Annotated in this window: 17 protein-coding genes and 1 tRNA gene; 1 reads left to right on the top strand and 17 read right to left on the bottom strand. The window is 65.9% G+C overall.

The features are described from left to right. Window positions 1–331: transposase (locus tag BMZ38_RS09055; protein WP_139211670.1), on the top strand; the 331-nt coding region annotated here is incomplete at its 5' end. A 54-nt stretch (window positions 332–385) separates the two neighbouring features. On the opposite strand, the gene pnp is transcribed toward BMZ38_RS09055, so the two are convergent. The 17 genes from pnp to nuoF form a co-directional block, all read right to left on the bottom strand. Further along, complete coding sequence (gene pnp, locus BMZ38_RS09060; RefSeq protein WP_091336583.1) at window positions 386–2,491, bottom strand: polyribonucleotide nucleotidyltransferase; 2,106 nt, start codon at window positions 2,489–2,491, stop codon at window positions 386–388. Between the two features lie 18 nt (window positions 2,492–2,509). Then, window positions 2,510–2,779, bottom strand: a complete 270-nt coding sequence (gene rpsO / locus BMZ38_RS09065; protein WP_091336585.1) for a 30S ribosomal protein S15 — start codon at window positions 2,777–2,779, stop codon at window positions 2,510–2,512. A 204-nt stretch (window positions 2,780–2,983) separates the two neighbouring features. After that, window positions 2,984–3,928, bottom strand: coding sequence for a tRNA pseudouridine(55) synthase TruB (gene truB / locus BMZ38_RS09070; protein ID WP_091336587.1), 945 nt, complete (start codon window positions 3,926–3,928; stop codon window positions 2,984–2,986). Next, window positions 3,909–4,289 carry a 30S ribosome-binding factor RbfA gene (rbfA, locus tag BMZ38_RS09075; protein WP_091336589.1) on the bottom strand — a complete coding sequence of 127 codons (381 nt, stop codon included), beginning with the start codon at window positions 4,287–4,289 and terminating at the stop codon, window positions 3,909–3,911. Before rbfA ends, truB begins: the two co-directional genes overlap by 20 nt. 175 nt (window positions 4,290–4,464) lie before the next feature. Next, window positions 4,465–7,215, bottom strand: a complete 2,751-nt coding sequence (gene infB, locus BMZ38_RS09080; RefSeq protein ID WP_091336591.1) for a translation initiation factor IF-2 — start codon at window positions 7,213–7,215, stop codon at window positions 4,465–4,467. Window positions 7,216–7,342: 127 nt separating this feature from the next. Continuing rightward, window positions 7,343–8,842, bottom strand: a complete 1,500-nt coding sequence (gene nusA / locus BMZ38_RS09085; protein ID WP_091336593.1) for a transcription termination factor NusA — start codon at window positions 8,840–8,842, stop codon at window positions 7,343–7,345. A 138-nt stretch (window positions 8,843–8,980) separates the two neighbouring features. After that, on the bottom strand, window positions 8,981–9,511 hold the full coding sequence (locus BMZ38_RS09090; protein WP_091336595.1) for a ribosome maturation factor RimP: 531 nt from the start codon (window positions 9,509–9,511) through the stop codon (window positions 8,981–8,983). A gap of 191 nt (window positions 9,512–9,702) precedes the next feature. After that, a tRNA-Met gene (locus BMZ38_RS09095) sits at window positions 9,703–9,779 on the bottom strand. Window positions 9,780–9,903: 124 nt separating this feature from the next. Continuing rightward, the gene (gene nuoN / locus BMZ38_RS09100) at window positions 9,904–11,343 is read right to left on the bottom strand and encodes an NADH-quinone oxidoreductase subunit NuoN (RefSeq protein ID WP_091336597.1); all 1,440 of its coding nucleotides are present in this window, start codon (window positions 11,341–11,343) and stop codon (window positions 9,904–9,906) included. Window positions 11,344–11,359: 16 nt separating this feature from the next. Continuing rightward, window positions 11,360–12,868, bottom strand: coding sequence for an NADH-quinone oxidoreductase subunit M (locus BMZ38_RS09105; protein ID WP_091336599.1), 1,509 nt, complete (start codon window positions 12,866–12,868; stop codon window positions 11,360–11,362). Between the two features lie 13 nt (window positions 12,869–12,881). Continuing rightward, window positions 12,882–14,993, bottom strand: a complete 2,112-nt coding sequence (gene nuoL / locus BMZ38_RS09110; RefSeq protein WP_091336601.1) for an NADH-quinone oxidoreductase subunit L — start codon at window positions 14,991–14,993, stop codon at window positions 12,882–12,884. 4 nt (window positions 14,994–14,997) lie between these two features. Next, the gene (gene nuoK / locus BMZ38_RS09115; RefSeq protein WP_091336603.1) at window positions 14,998–15,303 is read right to left on the bottom strand and encodes an NADH-quinone oxidoreductase subunit NuoK; all 306 of its coding nucleotides are present in this window, start codon (window positions 15,301–15,303) and stop codon (window positions 14,998–15,000) included. Beyond that, window positions 15,300–15,947 (bottom strand): NADH-quinone oxidoreductase subunit J, encoded by a 648-nt coding sequence (locus BMZ38_RS09120; RefSeq protein ID WP_091336604.1) that lies wholly within the window; start codon window positions 15,945–15,947, stop codon window positions 15,300–15,302. The genes nuoK and BMZ38_RS09120 overlap by 4 nt, the downstream gene beginning before the upstream one ends. 12 nt (window positions 15,948–15,959) lie before the next feature. Continuing rightward, entirely contained in the window at window positions 15,960–16,451 is a 492-nt protein-coding gene (nuoI, locus tag BMZ38_RS09125; protein WP_091336606.1) for an NADH-quinone oxidoreductase subunit NuoI, read from the bottom strand. Between the two features lie 9 nt (window positions 16,452–16,460). Beyond that, window positions 16,461–17,513: an NADH-quinone oxidoreductase subunit NuoH gene (gene nuoH / locus BMZ38_RS09130; RefSeq protein ID WP_091336608.1), complete on the bottom strand. Its 1,053-nt coding sequence runs from the start codon at window positions 17,511–17,513 to the stop codon at window positions 16,461–16,463. Window positions 17,514–17,516: 3 nt separating this feature from the next. Next, complete coding sequence (nuoG, locus tag BMZ38_RS09135) at window positions 17,517–19,850, bottom strand: NADH-quinone oxidoreductase subunit NuoG (protein WP_091336610.1); 2,334 nt, start codon at window positions 19,848–19,850, stop codon at window positions 17,517–17,519. Then, window positions 19,850–21,175 carry an NADH-quinone oxidoreductase subunit NuoF gene (nuoF, locus tag BMZ38_RS09140; protein WP_091336612.1) on the bottom strand — a complete coding sequence of 442 codons (1,326 nt, stop codon included), beginning with the start codon at window positions 21,173–21,175 and terminating at the stop codon, window positions 19,850–19,852. The genes nuoG and nuoF overlap by 1 nt, the downstream gene beginning before the upstream one ends. Window position 21,176: the final 1 nt, after the last annotated feature.

The raw sequence follows: 21,176 nt of genomic DNA on the forward strand, positions 1-21,176 counted from the left end.
GGCCAACCAACCCCTGCTCACCGCCTATCTCATGCGGGACGAGCTGAAACGGCTGTGGTTTTACCGTCGGCCGGGCTGGGCCAAGCAAGCATGGGAACACTGGCTCGAACAGGCCATGAGCAGCGGCATCGCCGCGCTGGCGCTGTTCGCGCAACGGCTCAAGGCCTATCTGCACGGCATCCTTTCCCGATGCCGGTACCCGCTCAACACCAGTGTCGTCGAAGGCATCAACAACACGATCAAGGTCATCAAGCGCCGGGCCTACGGCTACCGGGATCAGGACTATTTCTTCCTGAAGATCCGTGCCGCCTTCCCCGGCATTCCGCGATGAACCAAAAAAAAGCGGGCCCTTGGCCCGCTTTTTTCTACCCATGAAACGAGGCGATCAACCGTTGGCGGCTTCGTCTTCGGCCACGGCCTTGATGGACAGGCGGATGCGACCCTGCTTGTCCACTTCGAGCACCTTGACCTTCACGATGTCGCCTTCCTTGAGCTTGTCCGAGACCTTCTCCACGCGCTCGGAGGAGATCTGCGAGACGTGCACCAGGCCGTCCTTGCCCGGCATGATGGTCACGAACGCGCCGAAGTCCATCAGCTTGGCGACCTTGCCCTCGTAGATGCGGCCCGGCTCGACGTCGGAAACGATCTGTTCGATCCGCTTCTTGGCCTCGTCGGCCGCCAGGCGGTTGACCGAGGCGATGATGACGGTGCCGTCGTCGCTGATATCGATCGTGGTGCCGGTCTCTTCGGTGATCGAGCGGATGGTGGCGCCGCCCTTGCCGATGACCTCGCGGATCTTGTCCGGATGGATCTTGATGGTGAGCAGGCGCGGGGCGTACTCGCTCATCTCCGAGCGCGGCGTGCTGATCACCTTGGCCATCTCGCCCAGGATGTGCAGGCGGCCACGCTTGGCCTGCTCCAGCGCCACCTTCATGATCTCTTCGGTGATGCCGTCGATCTTGATGTCCATCTGCAGCGCGGAGATGCCGTCGGCGCTACCGGCAACCTTGAAGTCCATGTCGCCCAGGTGATCCTCGTCGCCCAGGATGTCGGACAGCACCACGAACTGCTCGCCTTCCTTGACCAGGCCCATGGCGATGCCGGCGACCGGCGCCTTCAGCGGCACGCCGGCGTCCATCATGGCCAGCGAGGAACCGCACACCGAGGCCATCGAGGACGAACCGTTCGACTCGGTGATCTCCGAGACCACGCGCAGCACGTACGGGAATTCCTCGATCGAGGGCTTGACCGCCTGCACGCCACGCTTGGCGAGGCGGCCGTGGCCGATCTCGCGACGCTTCGGCGCGCCGAAGCGCCCGGCCTCGCCCACCGAGAACGGCGGGAAGTTGTAGTGGAACAGGAACGGATCCTTCGACTCGCCTTCCGGCGCGTCGATGATCTGTGCGTCGCGGGTGGTGCCCAGCGTGGCCACGACCAGAGCCTGCGTCTCGCCGCGGGTGAACAGGGCCGACCCGTGGGTGCGCGGCAGCACGCCAACGCGGACGGTGATCGGGCGGATGTCGTCGAGCTGGCGGCCGTCGATGCGCACCTTGGTTTTGAGTACGCTGTCGCGCATGGTGCGGTACTCGAGCTCGCCGAATTCCTTGGCGAGTTCGGCGCTCGACCAGCCGTTGGCCTCGGCCTGGCCCTTGAGTGCCTCCAGCACGTCCGCCTTGATCGCGGCGATCGCGTCGCGGCGCTGCAGCTTGTCGCGCACCTGGAAGGCCTCTTCCAGCTTGTTGCCGACCTCGCCCTTGAGCGCGGCGACCAACGATTCGTTGCGCGCCGGCGGCTGCCAGCTCGAGGAAGGCTTGGCCGCCTCGGTGGCGAGCTCGGCGATGGCGTTGATCGCGGCCTGCATGTGCTTGTGGCCGAACATCACCGCACCGAGCATCACTTCCTCGGACAGCAGCTTGGCCTCGGATTCCACCATCAACACCGCACCAGCGGTACCAGCCACGACCAGGTCCAGGTCGGAGGTCTTCAGCTCGGTGTGGGTCGGGTTGAGCAGGTACTGGCCGTTGGCGTAGCCGACGCGGGCGGCGCCGATCGGGCCCTTGAACGGGATGCCGGCCAGGCTGAGCGCGGCAGAGGCGCCGAGCATGGCGGGAATGTCGCCATCGATTTCCGGGTTCAGCGAAACGACCTGTGCGATGACCTGCACTTCGTTCTTGTAGTCCTCGGGAAACAGCGGGCGGACCGGACGATCGATCAGGCGCGAGGTCAGCGTTTCCTTTTCGGTCGGGCGGCCTTCGCGCTTGAAGAAGCCGCCCGGAATGCGGCCGGCCGAGTAGAACTTCTCGACGTAGTCGACGGTGAGCGGGAAGAAATCCTGCCCCTCGCGCGGCTTGGCCGCCGCGACCGCGGTGACCAGCACCACGGTGCCGCCCATGCTGACCATGACCGCACCGGATGCCTGGCGGGCGATTTCGCCCGTCTCCAGTGTGACTTCGTGATTACCGTACTGGAATGACTTGGTTACTTTCGCCACGTTTGGTCTCCTCGTGGGTTAACGGCGGAGGCCGAGACGTTCGATCAGGCTCTGGTAACGAGCCAGGTCGCGGTCCTTGAGGTAAGCGAGCAGGCTCTTGCGGCGGTTGACCAGCTGCAGCAGGCCACGACGCGAGTGGTGGTCCTGCTTGTGTTCCTTGAAATGACCGGTGAGGTGCTCGATGCGAGCCGACAGCAGGGCCACTTGCACCTCCGGCGAGCCGGTGTCGTTCGGCACGCGGCCGTAGTCAGCAATGATCTTGCTGGTCTGTTCTGCGGTAAGGGACATGGGTATCTCTTCCTTCAAAATGCGGATGCGGAACTTGTGCAACCTCACCGCCGGGTGGGGTTGCACAAGCTCCGCTGGTTGGATGTAAAGCTCTGGAACAAGCTCGCTATTGTAGCGAGGGCGGGCGGTTGGCAACAAGAGCGCGGAATCCGGCCCGATCGGTGTTCTTTCCCGAGTTTGCCGGAAGTCCCGATGGGCCGCGACTCAAGAACCAGGCAGATTGAAGCCGCGGACGATGCGCACACGCCCGGCCGGGTCCGGTTCGACCAGCGCGAGCAGGCGGCCGCCAGGGCTGAAGGCAGCGCTACGGCCTTGCTCCAACGGGCCCGGCCAGGGGATCTGCCGGCCCTGGGTGACCGCAAGCGCCTGGGACTCGTCCAGCGGCAGTGCCGGCAGATCGGCCACGCCGGCGGACAGCGGCAGCAGCCACGCGTCCAGCGCGGCCTCGCCCTGCCCCGCCGCCTGCTCCAGCCCGGCAAGGGTGACCATGGCCGGTTCCCGGAAAGGCTCCACCCAAAGGCGACGCAGCGACGCCAGGTGGGCGCCGCAGCCCAGCCGCTCGCCCAGGTCGACCGCCAGGCTGCGGATGTAGGTGCCCGACCCGCACTCGACCAGCAGGCGCAGGCGGTCGCCCTCGTGCGCCAGCAGTTCGAGGCGGTGGACATCCACCTCGCGTGGCGGCACGTCGACCATCTCCCCGCGCCGGGCCTTTACGTAAAGCGGCTCGCCGTCCTGCTTGAGGGCCGAGTACACGGGCGGCACCTGCACGATACGGCCGCGCAACGAGGCAAGCGCCTGTTCGAGGGCGGCATCGTCCAGCGCCGGCACGGGCCGCTGCTCGACCACCTCGCCCTCCAGGTCCGCCGTGGTGGTGGTGGTGCCCAGCCGGCACTCCGCGAGATACGCCTTGCGCGAGCCCAGCAGCATGCCGGCGATCTTGGTCGCTTCGCCGAAGCACAGCGGCAGCAGGCCGGTGGCCAGCGGATCGAGCGCACCGGTGTGACCGCCCTTGGCCGCGCGCAGCAACCGGCGTGCGGCCTGCAGGGCCTGGTTGGAGCTCATGCCCAGCGGCTTGTCGAGCAGCAGGACGCCGTGCAGGTCGCGCAGGCCCTGGCGGATGCCCCGGAGGTTACGACTTGCCTTCGCCATCGGTAGTTGGCTGGATATCGCCAGAATCGCGCAGCAGGCGCTCGATGCGCTCGCTCTTGTCGACCGAATCGTCGTACTTGAAGCGCAGTTCCGGTACCCGTCGCAGGCGCATGCCGCGCGAGAGCGTGCGGCGGAACTCCACGCCCAGTTCGTTGAGCGCCTTGACCGCTTCCTTGGCGCGTTCCGGCTGCAACGCAGTCACCCAGACGGTAGCCCAGTCGAGGTCGCGAGTGACTTCCACGTCGGACACGCTCACCGAGGGCAGCGCGTGGTCGCGCACGGCCGCGTGCACCAGCAGGCCGAGTTCACGGCGGAGCTCGGCGCCTACGCGGTCGGTGCGTTTGAAGTCGCGGGAGGGCATGGATGCTCCAATCAGATTGCGTTGCCGCGCCAGCGGCGGCCTCGTTGTCACCTCTCCCCCTCGGGGGAGAGGATGGGTGAGGGGCGGGGCTCGCCTTAGACCAGAAACAGGCTGAGGCCAGTGCGGCCCCTCACCGCGGCCCTCTCCCCTGAGGGAGAGGGAGCAAAGCGCCGCATTACAGCGTGCGGGCAACCTCGATGCGCTCGAAGCACTCGATCTGGTCGCCCACCTTGACGTCGTTGTACTGCTTCACGGCGATACCGCATTCCATGCCGTTGCGTACCTCGTCGACCAGCTCCTTGAAGCGGCGCAGCGATTCCAGTTCACCCTGGAACACCACCGTGTTGTCGCGCAGCACGCGGATCGGCTTGTTCCGCTTGACCGTGCCCTCGGTGACCATGCAGCCGGCCACCGCGCCGAACTTGGAGCTGCGGAACACCTCGCGCACCTGCGCGATGCCGATGATCTCCTCGCGCACTTCCACGCCCAGCAGGCCGGATGCCGCCTGCTTCACCTGGTCGATGACGTCGTAGATGATCGAGAAGTAGCGCACGTCCAGGCCGGCGGTATCGATCACCTTGCGTGCCGAAGCATCGGCGCGCACGTTGAAGCCGATGATCAGGGCCTTCGACGCGGCCGCGAGCGTGGCATCGGACTCGGTGATACCGCCGACACCGGCTGCGATCACGTTGACCTTCACGTTCTCGTTGCCGATCTGGCTCAGCGAGTCGCGCAGTGCCTGCACCGAACCCTGCACGTCGGCCTTGACCAGGATGTTGAGCGTCTGCTGCTCGTTGCCCTGACCCATTTGCGCCATGATGTCCTCGAGGCGGTTGGCCTTGCTGACCATGCGCGTCTCGCGGCGCTTCTGCTGGCGCTCGGCGGCCACTTCGCGTGCCAGGCGCTCGTCAGCCACTACCACGAAGTCGTCGCCCGCTTCCGGCACGCCAGAGAGGCCCAGCACCTGCACCGGGATGGACGGACCGGCTTCCTGCACGGTCTTGCCGGTCTCGTCGACCAGCGCGCGCATGCGACCGTATTCGACGCCGCATACGACGAAATCGCCACGCTTGAGCGTGCCCTGTTGCACCAGCACGGTCGCCACCGGGCCCCGGCCCTTGTCCAGGCTCGACTCGATCACCACGCCGGAGGCGGCGCCGTCGAACACGGCGGTCAGCTCCATCACTTCGGCCTGCACCGAGATCGCATCGAGCAGGTCGTCGATGCCCATGCCGGTCTTGGCCGAGACGGGCACGAAAGGCGTATCGCCGCCCCACTCTTCCGGGATGACTTCCAGGTTGCCCAGGCCCTGCTTGACGTGATCCGGGTTGGCGTCGGACTTGTCCATCTTGTTGAGCGCCACGATCAGCGGCACCTTGGCGGCGCGTGCGTGCTGCACGGCCTCGGCCGTCTGCGGCATCACGCCGTCGTCGGCGGCGACCACCAGCACCACGATGTCGGTGGACTGCGCGCCGCGGGCGCGCATCGCGGTGAACGCGGCGTGGCCCGGGGTGTCGAGGAAGGTGATCACGCCCTTGGGCGTTTCCACGTGATACGCGCCGATGTGTTGCGTGATGCCGCCGGCCTCGCCCGCGGCCACCTTGGTGCGGCGGATGTAGTCCAGCAGCGAGGTCTTGCCGTGGTCGACGTGGCCCATGATGGTGACCACCGCCGGACGCGGCGACTTCTCGCCTTCCAGTTCGGCGCTCTGCGTGTGCGCGGCCAGCGCGGCCTCGGCATTGTTCTCGCTCGCCTCCACCGGCGTGTGGCCCAGTTCCTCGACCACCAGCGTCGCGGTGTCGCGATCGATGGTCTGGTTGATGGTGGCCATCACGCCCATCTTGAAGAGCGCCTTGACCACCTCCGAACCCTTGACCGCCATCTTCTGCGCCAGATCGGCGACCAGGTTGGCTTCGCCCACGACCACCTCGCGCACCACCGGCGCGGTGGGACGCGAGAAGCCATGCGCACCGGCGGCGGCACTGGTACCGCCGCGGCTGATGTCGCGGCCGCCCTTGCCGGGCTTGCCGCGCTTGCTGGAACGGCGTGCGCGGTCGGCCTCGGACAAGTGCAGCTCGCCACCAGCGAAACGCTTGCCACCGGGGCCCTCGTCGCGGTCGCGGCCGTAGCGCGCCTTGGCGCCACCGCGCGCATCGGCCGGGGCCGGGGCCGGTGCAGGCGCCGGAGCGGGAGCCGGCGCCGCGACGACGACCTTCTTCTCGCGCTTACGGGGCTCATGGATGCGCGGCACGATCATGCCAAACGCACTGTGGTCGGTGCTGGAGGACGGCACCGGCGCGGCGGCGGTCCTGGCTACGGGAGCCCCTGCCTCGGCAGCAGCTTCCTGGATGGGTGCCTCCGCCGCGGCCGGCGCCTCGGCCGCTTGCTCGATGACGGCCGGCTCGCTCTGGCGATGGGCTTCCTCGGCCTGGCGCTGTTCCTCCAGCGCGCGCTGCTGCGCTTCGTGCTGGCGGCGCTGCTCGGCCTCCAGACGCTCGCGCTCCTCGTGCTCGCGTTGCTGCTGCGACTCGGCCAGCTTGCGCACGGCCTCCTCGCGCTCCGGCTCGGCGCTCGCTTCCTCGGCGATGACGCTGCGCTTGACGTAGGTGCGCTTGGCGCGCACTTCCACGTTGACCGTCTTGGCGCTGCTGGCGGCACCGCGGCCGCCGGGCGTGGCGACCTTCAGTTCGCTGACCTTGCGGCGCTTGAGGGTGATCTGGCGCGGCGCGCTGTCCTCCACTTCGGGAGTCGCTTCGCCTTTGCCATGGGTGCGGCGCAGGAAGCCCAGCAGCTTCACCTTCTCGGTGCTGCTGATGACCTGCTCCGGATCGGAGAAATTCATGCCTGCCTCACCGAGCTGCCCCAGCAGCTTGGCGACCGGCATACCCAGCACCTGGGCAAGTTGTTTGATCGTTACATCCGACATCGTGTTCTTTCTCCGCCGTTCCCGCGCTTATCGTCCGTGCGGCCAGGCCTGCACGTCCACCTCCATCCATGGCGGAAGCCCGCAGGGCTTCCTCGGCGCGCCCTTCCGAAGGCGCTGCCGTCCGCGGTTAGCCGCCCTTCTCCAGTCGTTCGATCATCGGTGCGCGGGCCGCCATGATCAACGCAGCGGCACGCTCCTCGTCCATGCCTTCGATGTCGATCAGGTCGTCGACCGCAAGGTCGGCCAGATCGTCCACCGTACCGATTTCGCGTGCAGCCAGCGCATAGGCAGTGGCCTCGTCCATGCCCGGCAGGCCAAGCAGATCCTCGGACGGCTCGGCCATGCCCTCTTCCGCCGCCAGCGCCTCGGTGAGCAGCGCATCGCGGGCACGCGCGCGCAGCTCCTCGACGATGTCCTCGTCGAAGCCCTCGACCGCCAGCAGCTCGGCGCTGGGTACGTAGGCGATTTCCTCGACGCTGGAGAAGCCTTCCTGCACCAGGATGTTGGCGATCTCCTCGTCCACTTCCAGCTTGTCCATGAACAGCTGGCGCGCGGCCTGTTGCTCGGCCTCGCTCTTGGCGGTGACCTGGTCCTGGGTCATCACGTTGAGCTGCCAGCCGGTGAGCTTGCTGGCCAGACGCACGTTCTGGCCGCCGCGGCCGATGGCCTGGGACAGCTTGTCCTCGGCCACCGCAATGTCCATCGAGTGCTTTTCCTCGTCCATGATGATGGACTGCACCTCGGCCGGCGCCATTGCGTTGATGACGTACTGCGCCTGGTTCTCGTGCCACAGAATGATGTCCACGCGCTCGCCGTTGAGCTCGTTGGACACCGCCTGCACGCGCGAGCCGCGCATGCCGATGCAGGCGCCGATCGGATCGGTGCGCGTGTCGTGGGCGAGCACGGCGATCTTGGCGCGATCACCCGGGTCGCGGGCGCAGCCCTTGATCTCGACCAGGCCCTGGCCGACCTCGGGTACCTCGAGCTTGAACAGCTCGATCATGAATTCCGGCGCCGCGCGCGAGACGAACAACTGCGGGCCGCGCACTTCGGAGCGAACTTCGTAGAGGTAACCACGCACGCGGTCGCCGACGCGGGCCGATTCGCGCGGGATGGTCTTGTCGCGCGGAATGAAGGCCTCGGCGTTGGAGCCCAGGTCCAGGTACACGTTGCCGCGCTCGACACGCTTGACGATGCCGGTGATCAGTTCGCCGATGCGATCCTTGTAGGCGTCGACCACCTGCTGGCGCTCGGCCTCGCGCACGCGCTGCACGATCACCTGCTTGGCGGCCTGCGCGGCGATGCGGCCGAACTCGGCGTTCTCGATCTGCTGTTCGATGTAGTCGCCCACCTGCGCGTCATCGCGCTCGTCCACCGCGTCCATCAGGCGCAACTGGTGATAGGGCGATTCCATCTCACCATCGTCGGCGATCACTTCCCAACGGCGAAAAGTCTCGTAGTCGCCGCTCTGGCGGTCGATCGCCACGCGGATGTCCGGATCCTCTTCCGGATAGCGCTTCTTGGCAGCCGAGGCCAGCGCGGCTTCCATCGCCTCGAAGATCACTTCGCGCGGCACGCCCTTTTCATTGGCGACGGCATCGACGACCAGCAACAGTTCTTTGCTCATTGCAACCTCGGTATTTGTGCGTTCGTCCTGAACGCGAGAATCAAGAAGCGGCGGTCCGTGGCCGCAACCTTTGTTTTTGCGCGCATCCCTGGGCGCGAGGATCAAATAGCGGTCATCCATGGCCGCACTCTTCAATTTCTACTGGCCAGCTTTCTTTGGCGCTTTCTTGCCGCCTGGCTTGGGCTGCGGCACGTAGCCGAGCGCTGCCCAATCCGGCACCACGCGCGCGCTTTCCACCGCATCGTGGTCGAATTCGAAGGTCTTGCCTTCCGCCTCGAAGGCCAGTCGTTCGCCGTCCACCGCGATCAGCTTGCCGCGCAGGCGGCGACGCCCCTCGACCGGCGCCTTCAGCAGCACCTTCACTTCCTGCCCCACGACCCGGGCGAACTGCTCCGCGGTGAACAGCGGGCGGTCGATGCCTGGCGAGGAAACCTCCAGCACGTAATGGCCCGGGATCGGGTCTTCCACGTCCAGCAGCGCCGACAGCTCGCGGCTGGCAGCCTCGCAATCGTCCAGCGTGACCTCGCGCCCCTCGGCGTGGTCGAGCACGTCCAGATAAACGCGCAGGGTACTCTGCCCCTGCGATGGGGAAAACTCCACACCGATGCATTCCAGCCCCAGGTCGGCCAGGACGTCGGTGAAGCGTTGTGCGAGTGCCTGCGTATCCATAGTCGTCGTTTGCGTGGTTGCAGAAACAAAAAATGGGCACAACGGCCCATTCCCTTACCCCGACGATGTGCCGACTCGTCCAGGCTCTTCCCGGCGGTACGTCGGCCATTTCGGCGGCCGCCGCACCACGACGCATCCTTGCGCCCAACAAAAAAGCCTCACGAGGAGGCTTTCTTGTTCTAAGAAAGATCTGGTAGCGGGGGCAGGATTCGAACCTGCGACCTTCGGGTTATGAGCCCGACGAGCTGCCAGACTGCTCCACCCCGCATCAGAGTCCGCAAACTATAGCGGCATGGCCGATTTCTTGCAAGCTTTTCCGTATCGAATTTCTCGTCGGGCAGGCTTCAACCCGCCTCTCTTCGCATGATCCGCCGAAGCTCTCTACTCGAGCTTCAGCCCGCGAACGCCGCGCGGCACCAACCCAGCAGCGGGCCCCAGTACAGGCCCAACGCCAGCAGCACCAGCGCATTGAGCGACAGCATGGTGCGCAGGAAACCATCCGCTTGCGGCCGAATCTCAAGGCCTTCGGCCGGCTTGTCGAAATACATGACCTTGACCACGCGCAGGTAGTAGTACAGGCCGATGATGGCGAACACCGCGCCGACCAGCGCCAGCCACATCATCCCGGCATGGATCGCCGCCTGCAGCACCAGCAGCTTGGCGAAGAATCCGAACATCGGCGGCACGCCGGCCAGCGAGAACATCGCCAGCATCATCAGGAACGCCATCCATGGCGAACGCTGGTTGAGGCCCTTGAAATCGTCGATTTCCTCGCACTCGAAACCCGCACGCGCCAGCGCCAGGATCACGCCGAAGGCCGCGGTGCTCATCAGCGCATAGCTGATCGCATAGAACATTGCCGAGGCATAGCCCTCGGGACCGGCGTTGACCAGGCCCAGCAGCAGGTAGCCCATGTGCGAGATGGTCGAATAGGCGAGCAGGCGCTTGAGGTTGGTCTGCACGATGGCGACCAGGTTGCCGATCGCCAGCGACACGACCGCCAGCACCGCCAGCATCATCTGCCACTGATGCGCCATGCCACCCATGCCCGACTCGAGCAGGCGGTAGGCCATGCCGAAGGCCGCCAACTTCGACGTGGAGCCGACGAAAATCGTCACCGAGGTCGGCGCACCCTGGTAGACGTCGGGGATCCACATGTGGAATGGCGCCACGCCCAGCTTGAAGCTGATGCCCACGATCATGAAGATCAGACCGAACACCATCAGGTTGGACATGCCCGCCTGTGCCACCGCGCCATGCAGCTGCACCAGGGCCAGCGTGCCGGTAGCCCCGTAGACCATCGACATGCCGTACAACAGCATGCCCGAGGACAGCGCACCCAGCACGAAGTATTTGATCGCTGCCTCGGACGAGAGCTGCGAGTCGCGGTTCAGTGCGACCAGGCCGTACGAACACAGCGTCATGAGCTCCAGGCCAAGGTAGACCATCACAAGGTTGCCGGCCGAGACCAGCAGCATGGCGCCGATGGTGGCGAAGATCATCAGCGTGTAGAACTCGCCCTGGAACAGCTTGCGGTCCTGCATGTACGGACGCGAGAACACGAAGATCAACGCGGTGCACAGCAGGATGAACACCTTGAGGATCTCGGCCGTCGCGTCGCGCACGAACATGCCGCCGAAGGCGGTCACCGTCACCTGCGGCTGCCCGGCCACCACCAGGTAGATGCCCACCACCAGCACCAGGATCGAGACCCAGTGCAGGATATTGCGCTGCTCGGGCTTCATCCAGGCGTCCAGCAGCAACAGGAGGCACGCCGCCGCCACCAGGTAGAACTCCGGCAGCATGATCATGATGTCGTTGAGATTCGGCATTAGCGTGTGATCCCGCTTAGATCTTGTGAACGGCGAGCTGCTGCACCAGCTGCGACACCGAGGCGTCCATCAGGTGGATCAGCGGCTGCGGCCAGATGCCCAGCGCCAGCACCGCGAGGGCGAAGGCGGCCAGCACGAACGTCTCGCGTCCGTTGATTTCCTTCATCTCGCGCACGTGCGGATTGGTGATGTCCCCCCAAAGCACGCGCTTGACCATCCACAGCGTGTAGGCCGCGCCGATGATCAGGGTGAAGGCGGCGAACAGCGCGATCCACGGGTTGGCGGTGAAGCTCGCCAGCACCACCATGAACTCGCCGACGAAGCCGCTGGTGCCCGGCAGGCCCGAGTTGGCCATGGCGAACAGCACGTAGAAGAAGCCGAACCACGGCATCACGTTGATCACGCCGCCGTAGTCCTTGATCTGGCGCGTGTGCAGGCGGTCGTACATGACGCCGATGCACGAGAACATCGCGCCCGACACGAAACCGTGCGAGATCATCTGCACCATCGCACCCTGCATGCCCAGCTTGGCGGCGTCCAGGTTGTTGGCGTCGCGCACCAGCATGAAGGCGATGAAGATGCCCAGCGTCACGAAACCCATGTGAGCCACGGACGAGTACGCCACCAGCTTCTTCATGTCTTCCTGCACCAGCGCCACGTAGCCGATGTAGACCACCGCGATGAGGCTGAGCACGATGACCAGCCAGGCGAAGTGTTCGGAGGCGTCGGGAACGATTGGCAGGGAGAAGCGCAGGAAACCGTATCCGCCGATCTTCAGCATCACCGCCGCCAGCACCACCGAGCCGCCCGTCGGCGCCTCCACGTGGGCATCGGGCAGCCAGGTGTGCACCGGCACCATTGGTACCTTCACGGCGAACGCCGCGAGGAAGGCGAAGAACAGCCAGGACTGTTCCTTCATCGTCAGCGGCAGCATCGCCAGCGTGTGCAGGTCGAAAGTGCCGGCCTTCAGGTACAGGTAGATCAGCCCGATCAGCATGAAGATCGAACCGAGGAACGTGTAGATGAAGAACTTCAGCGTGGCGTAGACGCGGCGCGGACCACCCCAGATGCCGATCAGGATGAACATCGGGATCAGCATCGCCTCGAAGAACACGTAGAACAGCAGCGCGTCAGTGGCGCAGAACACGCCGATCATCAGGCCTTCGAGTACGAGCATGGCGGCCATGTACTGGTGCGGCTTGTTCTGGATCACCTCCCAGGCACCGACGATCACCAGGATGCCGACGAAGGTGGTGAGCAGGATCAGCGCCACCGAGATGCCGTCCACGGCCAGCCCGTAGTGCACGCCGAGAGAGGCGATCCAGACGTGGCTTTCCGTCAGCTGCATGGCGCCGTCGGCCGCGTTGTAGGCCGGCAGCAGGTATAGGCTGGCCAGGAAGGTCAGCACCGCCACCAGCAGCGAGATCCAGCGCGCCAGGCCCGGGCGGCCGGAGCCGGCCAGCAGCACGGGAATCGCACCGACGATGGGGAGCCAGATCAGCAGGCTGAGCAAATGATTGAACATGGAGCGTGCTTCCTTATTGCCCGATCTGCCCGGACCCGAAGACCCAGAACCCGCCCAGCAGCAGGATCAGGCCGAGAATCATCGCGAAGGCGTAGTGGTAGAGGTAGCCCGACTGCAGGCGGCGCACGCCGGCAGCGATGCGCTGCACCAGTCCGGCCGAACCGTTGACCAGCACGCCGTCGATCACCGCCGCGTCGCCGGCCTTCCAGAACAGCCGGCCCAGCTTCACACCGCCGCGGGCGAAGACCGCGAAGTAGACGTCGTCCACCCAGTACTTGCGGTCCAGGACGGTCCACAGCGGCTTGAGCGCGCTCTTGATCCTGCCAGCCATGGCCGGATTGAACAGGTAGATGTAGGTGGTGATCACGAAGGCGAGCGCCACCAGCGCGAACGGCCAGCTCAGCAAACCGTGCAGGCCCATTGCGGCGGCGCCGTGGAACTCGCGGCCGAGCTCGCCCAGCACGTTGTTGGCCTCCTCGACGTGGATGGCCTGTCCGAACCAGTTGCCAAACAGCATCGGACCGATCGTGAAGAAGCCCACCAGCAGCGAAGGGATCGCCAGCAGGATCAGCGGCAGCGTCACGACCCAGGGTGACTCGTGCGGCGCGTGTTCCAGCTCGCCGGGTTTGTGGCCATGGTGCGGATCATCCGTGTGCGCGTGGTGATCGTCACCATGGGCGTCGTGCGCGCCGTGGTCGTGCACTTCATGGTGGATGGCATGCGTGTCGTGCCCGTGCCCGTGGCCCACGACCACGAAACGCTCCTTGCCATGAAAGGTCAGGTACATCTGGCGGAAGGTGTACAGCGCGGTGACGAAGGCGCCGGCCAGCACGCAGACATAGGCATAGCCCGAGCCCCAGCGGTGCGATTCGCCGACCGCCTCGATGATCGCGTCCTTCGAGTAGAAGCCCGAGGTGAACGGGATCGCCACCAGCGCCAGCGAACCGATCCACATGGTGATCCAGGTGATCGGCATGTACTTGCGCAGGCCGCCCATGTAGCGCATGTCCTGCTCGTGGTGCATGGCGATGATCACGGAGCCGGCGCCCAGGAACAGCAGTGCCTTGAAGAAGGCATGGGTCATCAGGTGGAACACCGCGCCGGCATAGGCCGACACGCCCAGCGCCACCGTCATGTAACCCAGCTGCGAGAGGGTGGAATACGCGACTACGCGCTTGATGTCGTTCTGCACGATGCCGATCAGGCCGGTGAAAAGAGCGCCGGTGGCGCCGATGATCATCACGAAGCTGAGCGCGCCTTCGGAAAGCTCGAAGAACGGCGACATGCGGGCGACCATGAAGATGCCGGCGGTCACCATCGTCGCCGCGTGGATCAGCGCGGAAATCGGCGTCGGGCCTTCCATCGAGTCGGGCAGCCACACGTGCAGCGGCACCTGGGCGGACTTGCCCATCGCACCGATGAACAGCAGCACGCAGATCACCGTGGCCGCGTCCCAATGGGTATTCGCAGTCAGCGCCAGCGACTTGCCGATCAGGCTGGGTGCGCCGGCGAAGGCGGTGGCGTAGTCCAGCGTACCGAGGAAGTACAGCACCGCGGCGATGCCCAGCAGGAAACCGAAGTCGCCTACGCGGTTGACCAGGAACGCCTTGAGGTTGGCGAAGATTGCGGTCGGGCGCTTGTACCAGAAGCCGATCAGCAGGTAGGACACCAGGCCCACGCCTTCCCAGCCGAAGAACAGCTGCATGAAGTTGTTGCTCATCACGAGCATCAACATGGCGAAGGTGAACAGCGAGATGTAGCTGAAGAAGCGCTGGTAGCCCGGATCATCGGCCATGTAGCCGATGGTGTAGACGTGCACCAGCAGCGACACGAAGGTCACCACCACCATCATCATGGCGGTGAGGCGATCGACCATGAAGCCGACGCTCACGTGCAGGCGGCCGATCTCGAACCAGGTGTAGATGTCCTGGTTGTACGACGGCGCGCCACCGGCGGTGATCTGATAGAGCACGTAGAATGACAGCGCGCACGAGATCAGCAGGCCCAGGATGGTCACGCTGTGCGCACCGGCACGGCCGATCTGCTTGCCGAGGAAGCCCGCCAGCAGGCAGCCGGCCAGCGGCGCGAGCGCGATGATCAGGAGAATCGTCGTGGACAGTTGCATCGGCTCAGCCCTTCATCGAGTCGATTTCGGCGACGTTGACCGTGCTGCGGTTGCGGAACAGCAGCACCAGGATCGCCAGGCCGATCGCGGATTCGGCCGCCGCGACGGTGAGGATGAAGAACACGAACACCTGGCCGGACACGTCGCCCAGGAAGCGCGAGAACGCAACGAAGTTCATGTTCACCGCGAGCAGCATCAGCTCGATCGCCATCAACAGCACGATCACGTTCTTGCGGTTGATGAACAGGCCGGCCACGGCGATGCAGAACAGCACCGCGCCGAGCACGATGAAATGCGACAGGGTGATCATTGCAGCGGCTCCTCCGACGAGGTCGGCTCATCCGGGCGCGAAGGCGCCATCTTGACCACGCGGATACGGTCGCGCGGATTGACGCGCACCTGCTCGCTGGCCGACTCGTGCTTCTTGTCGCCGCGGTGGCGCAGGGTCAGCGCAACGGCCACCACGACACCCACGGTAAGGATCAGCGCGGCCACCTCGAACGGAAGCAGGTACTGCGAGTACAGCGCCTCGCCCAGCCACGCGGTGTTCGACAGGCCCGCCACGGTCGCCGGATTGGCGCCCATCACGTGCGCGTGCATCGCACGCACACCGATCAGCGCAAGCATTTCGGCCAGCATGACTAGCGCCACGATGATGCCCACCGGCAGGTAGCGGATGAAGCCTTCGCGCACCTGTTCCATCTTGATGTCCAGCATCATGACGACGAACAGGAAGAGCACCATCACCGCGCCCACGTACACCACGATCAGGGCGATGGCGAGGAACTCGGCTTCGGCCAGCAGCCAGATGCAGGCGGTACTGAAGAACGCCAGCACCAGCGAGAGTACCGCGTGCACCGAGTTCTTCAGGCTGATCACTGCCAGCGCGGCACCCACGGTAACGGCAGCGAAGCCGTAGAAGCAGATCAATTGGAGCAGATTGGTATCGATCATGTCGGTGGCCCTTTAGCGGTACGCCGCGTCCTGCGCGCGGGCCGCGGCGATTTCCGGCTCGAAGCGATCGCCGATGGCGAGCAGCTGCGCCTTGGTCACCACGTTCTGGCCACGCTGTTCGAAGTGGTACTCCATCACCGAAGTCTCGACGATCGAGTCGACCGGGCAGCTCTCTTCGCAGAAACCGCAGAAGATGCACTTGAAAAGGTCGATGTCGTAGCGCGTGGTGCGGCGCTGGCCGTCGCCCTCGCGCGGGGCCGAATCGATGGTGATCGCCAGCGCGGGGCACACCGCCTCGCACAGCTTGCAGGCGATGCAGCGCTCCTCGCCGTTCGGGTAGCGGCGCAGCGCGTGCAGGCCGCGGAAGCGGTTCGAGCGAGGGATGTGCTCCATCGGGAAGCGCACCGTGTACTTGGGCTTGAACATGTAGCCAAGGGTCAGGCCCATGCCCTTGAACAGCTCGATGAGCAGCAGGCTCTTGAAGTATTCGGTAATGCGGTTCATGGGTTTGCCTTATGCCCCCGTGCCGGCCAGAACCAGGCCGAAGTACTTCATGCAGCCGGCCACGAGAACCCACACGATCGTGATGGGAATGAACACCTTCCAGCCCAGCCGCATGATCTGGTCGTAGCGGTAGCGCGGGAACGTGGCGCGGAACCACAGGAACAGGAAGGACATCAGGAAGGCCTTGATCAGCAGCCAGATGATGCTGCCGGTCCAGATCCAGTTGACCCAGTTCGGGGCATCGGCGTGGATCCAGCCCTGGAGTGGGCTCAGCCAGCCACCCAGGAAGAAGATCGAGGCGAGGAAACTCACCAGGATCATGTTGGCGTACTCGGCCAGGAAGAAGATCGCGAAGGCCGAGCCGGAGTACTCCACGTGGAAGCCCGCGACGATCTCCGACTCGCCCTCGGCCACGTCGAACGGCGCACGGTTGGTCTCGGCCACGCCGGAGATGAAGTACACGATGAACACCGGCAGCAGCGGCAGCCAGAACCAGTCGAACAGGCCCTTGCCGCCCGCCTGGGCGTGCACGATGTCGGTAAGGTTCAGCGAGCCGGCCAGCACCAGCACGCAGACCAGCGACAGGCCCATGGCGAGCTCGTAGGAGATCACCTGCGCGGCCGAGCGCATGGCGCCGAGCAGCGCGTAGCGCGAGTTGGACGCCCAGCCGGCCAGAATGATGCCGTACACGCCCAGCGAGGTCATCGCCAGCAGGTACAGCAGGCCCGCATTGACGTTGGCCAGCACCATGCGGTCGTCGAACGGCACCACCGCCCAGGCGGCGAACGCCGGCACCAGCGCCAGCAGCGGTGCGAGGTAATACAGGAAGCGGTTGGCGCTGGAGGGAAGGATCACTTCCTTGATCAGCAGCTTGACCACGTCGGCGAAGGCCTGCAGCAGGCCCCAGGGGCCGACCTTGTTCGGCCCCATGCGCACGTGCATCCAGCCGATGACCTTGCGCTCCCAGTACACGAACATGGCCACCGCCAGGATCAGCGGCACCGCGATGCACAGGATGTAGACGACCGGCAGGACCAGCTCGTTGAGGAGTTGTTCGCCCATGGGTTAGGCCTTGCTCAGGGTGATGGCCGCGCCGTACGGAGGCAGCGTGGCGGTCAGGTCATGCGCGGCTTCGATCCAGACGGCGCCGTCGGGCACGGACGGGTCGATCGCCACCGCCAACAGCGTGTCGGCGACGCGCACCTGGGCACCGGCGGTGAGGCCCTGGTGCATGGCGTCGTTGGCGTTCATGCGCACGGCTGCCGGGCGGTTGATCGGGTGCGCGTTGAGCGCGGTGGCCCGTCGCAGCACCGCGTCGGTGCGATAGATCGGCCAGGTCGCCAGGCGCACGAGCGTACCGACGGCCGACGGCTGGCGCGGCGCCAGCGTGGTGCCGTGAGCGGGCTGCGGGCGCTCGGTGATGCCTTCGCGCAGGCCGGCCAGGTCGTCGAACTCGAAGCCGGCCAGTTGCAGGAGGCCGCCCAGCGCGCGCAGCACTTTCCAGCCCGCACGGGCCTCGCCAGGCGCCTTGGCGCCAGCGATGGCGCTTTGCGCCAGGCCGTCCACATTGACCAGCGTGCCGTCGGTTTCCGGTAGCAGCGCGATCGGCAGGATCACGTTGGCCACCTCTCGCAGCGCCGGGCTGGCGTAGGCGCTGAACGCCACCACCGCCTGCGCTGCACCTAGCGCCGCCAGCGCCTTCGCGCCATCGGCGAAATCGTGCGGCGGCTCCACGCCGTAGAGCACGTAGCCCTTGCGCGGCTGGGCCAACATCGCCTGCGCGTCGAGACCGCCGTTGCCCGGAAGTACGCCGCCCTGCCCCAGGCCCAGCGCGTTCGCGCCGACCGGCAGTTCGTTGTAGCCGGCGCCGGTGGCCTGCGCGATGAAGCGCGCCACGGCACGCAGCCACGAGGCCTGCGGATGCGTGGCGGCCGCCTCGCCCAGGATCACCACCGCCTTGCCGGCCTTCAGCACGGCGATCGCATCGCGGTCGCCCTCATCGTGCTGCGCGCCGTCGATGGCGTCCGCCAGCGCGGCCGGCGCGGAGGCGCCATCGGCCACCGCGGCCTTGGCCAGCGCCAGCAGCGCGTCCACCAGCGCAGCCGGCGATACGATGGCCTCGCCGGCCAGTGCGTAGTTGAAGCCGAAGCGCGCCGGGTTGATCGTGTATACCTTCGCGCCGCGCTTGACCGCCTGGTGCAGGCGATGGTTGAGCAGTGGCATCTCGTAGCGCAGGTCCGAGCCCACCAGCAGCGCGCCCTTGACCTGGCTGACCTCGGCAACGGGAACCTCGAAACGGGCCACGACCGGGCGGTCGGAAAGGTCCAACTGGCGCAGGCGATGGTCGACGTGCGCGCTGCCCAGCCCGCGGGCCAGTCGCACCAGCAGGTTGCCTTCCTCATTGGTGGCGGCAGGGGAGGCCAGGATGCCCAGTTCGCTCCCCGGCACGGACTTCAACGCCTCGGCAGCGACGGAGAGCGCCTCTTCCCAGCTGGCCTGCTGCCACTGCCCGTTGCGCTTGATTTCCGGCGCATGCAGGCGGTCGGCGGCGTACAGGCCCTGGTAGCTGAAGCGGTCGCGGTCGGACAGCCAGCATTCGTTGACCGATTCATTGTCGCGCGGCACCGTGCGCAGTACCTCGCCGCGGCGCGTGTGCAGCCACAGGTTGGAGCCCAGCGCATCGTGGTAGGCGATCGACGGACGCGCGATCAACTCCCAGGCGCGCGCCTTGAACTGGAACGGCTTGTTGGTCAGCGCGCCGACCGGGCAGACGTCGATGATGTTGCCGGATAGCTCCGTCTCGACCGTCTTGCCAATATAGGTGCCGATCTGCAGGTTCTCGCCACGGTTCATGCCGCCGAGCTCGTAGGTGCCGGCGATCTCGCTGGTGAAGCGCACGCAGCGCGTGCACTGGATGCAGCGGGTCATCTCGGTGGCGACCAGCGGGCCGATGTTCTCGTCGGCAATCGTGCGCTTGCGCTCGGTGTAGCGCGACACGCTGCGGCCGTAGCCCAGCGCCACGTCCTGCAGCTCGCACTCGCCACCCTGGTCGCAGATCGGGCAGTCCAGCGGGTGGTTGATCAGAAGGAACTCCATCACGTCCTTCTGGAACTTCAGCGCCTTGTCCGAGCGCGTCATCACCTTCATGCCGTCGGCCACCGGGGTGGCGCAGGCCGGTTGCGGCTTGGGCATCAGCTTGCCGCCCATCTCCACGTCGACCAGGCACATGCGGCAGTTGGCGGCGATCGGAAGCTTGCGGTGGTAGCAGAAACGCGGGATCGCCACGCCGATCGCATCGGCGGCTTCGATGATCATCGCGCCCTTGCGGATCTGCGTAGGCTTGCCGTCGACCTCGATATTGACCAGGTCCGGCGCGGTGGTGGTCGGCTGCGCGCTCATCAGGCGGCGACTCCAAGCTTGTCTTCAGTCATCGATCGACCATTGCGCACGAAGTATTCGAATTCGTCCCAGAAATGGTGCAGGAAGCCCTGCACCGGCCAGGCGGCCGCTTCGCCGAAGGCGCAGATGGTGTGGCCCTCGATCTGGCCCGCGACCGCCTTCAGGCGATGCAGGTCGTCCTCGGCTCCCTTCCCTTCCACGATGCGGCTGAGCACGCGGTACATCCAGCCGGTGCCTTCGCGGCAGGGCGTGCACTGGCCGCAGGATTCGGCCATGTAGAAGCGCGCGATGCGGTGGCAGGCGCGCACCATGCAGGTGGTGTCGTCCATCACGATGACGGCGCCCGAGCCCAGGCCCGACCCGGCCTTCATCAGGCTGTCGTAGTCCATCGTGCACTCGAGCATGGTCGCCGCCGGCAGTACCTTCATCGAGGAGCCGCCCGGGATCACCGCCTTGAGCTGGTTGCCGTTGCGCACGCCGCCGGCCATCGCCAGCAGGTCCTTGAACGGGGTGCCCAGACGGATCTCGAAGTTGCCCGGGTTGTTCACGTGGCCGGAAACCGAAAAGATCTTCGGACCGCCGTTGTTCGGCTTGCCGAGATTGAGGAACCAGTCGGCGCCGTTGCGCAGGATCGCCGGCACCGAGGCATAGGTCTCGGTGTTGTTGATCGTGGTCGGCTTGCCGTACAGGCCGAAGTTGGCCGGGAACGGCGGCTTGAAGCGCGGCTGCCCCTTCTTGCCCTCCAGCGATTCCATCAGCGCGGTCTCTTCGCCGCAGATGTAGGCGCCGGCGCCGAGCGCGGTATAGATGTCCACGTCGATGCCGCTGCCGCCGATGTTCTTGCCCAGCAGGCCGGCCGCGTAGGCTTCCTTAAGCGCGGCCTCGAAGTGCTCGTACGGCTCGTGGTGGAACTCGCCGCGCAGGTAGTTGTAGGCGACGGTCGAGCCGGTGCAGTAGCAGGCGATCGCCAGGCCTTCGATGACCGCGTGCGGGTTGTAGCGCAGAATGTCGCGGTCCTTGGCCGTGCCAGGCTCGGACTCGTCCGAGTTGCAGAGGATGTACTTCTGCATCGTGCCCTTGGGCATGAACGACCACTTCAGGCCCGTCGGGAAACCCGCGCCGCCGCGGCCGCGCAGGCTCGACTTCTTGACCTCGTCGATCAGGCCAGCCGGATCGGGCTTCTCGGCGAGGATCCTGCGCCACGCCTTGTAGCCGTCGACCTTTTCGTAGCTGTCCATCGACCACGGCGTGTCGAAGTGCAGCGTGGTGTAGACGACCTGGTGGTCTTGCGGTGCGGGTCCGACCGGACCGTTGCTGCTAGCCATG

The organism is Frateuria terrea (assembly GCF_900115705.1).
Lineage (GTDB): Bacteria > Pseudomonadota > Gammaproteobacteria > Xanthomonadales > Rhodanobacteraceae > Frateuria_A > Frateuria_A terrea.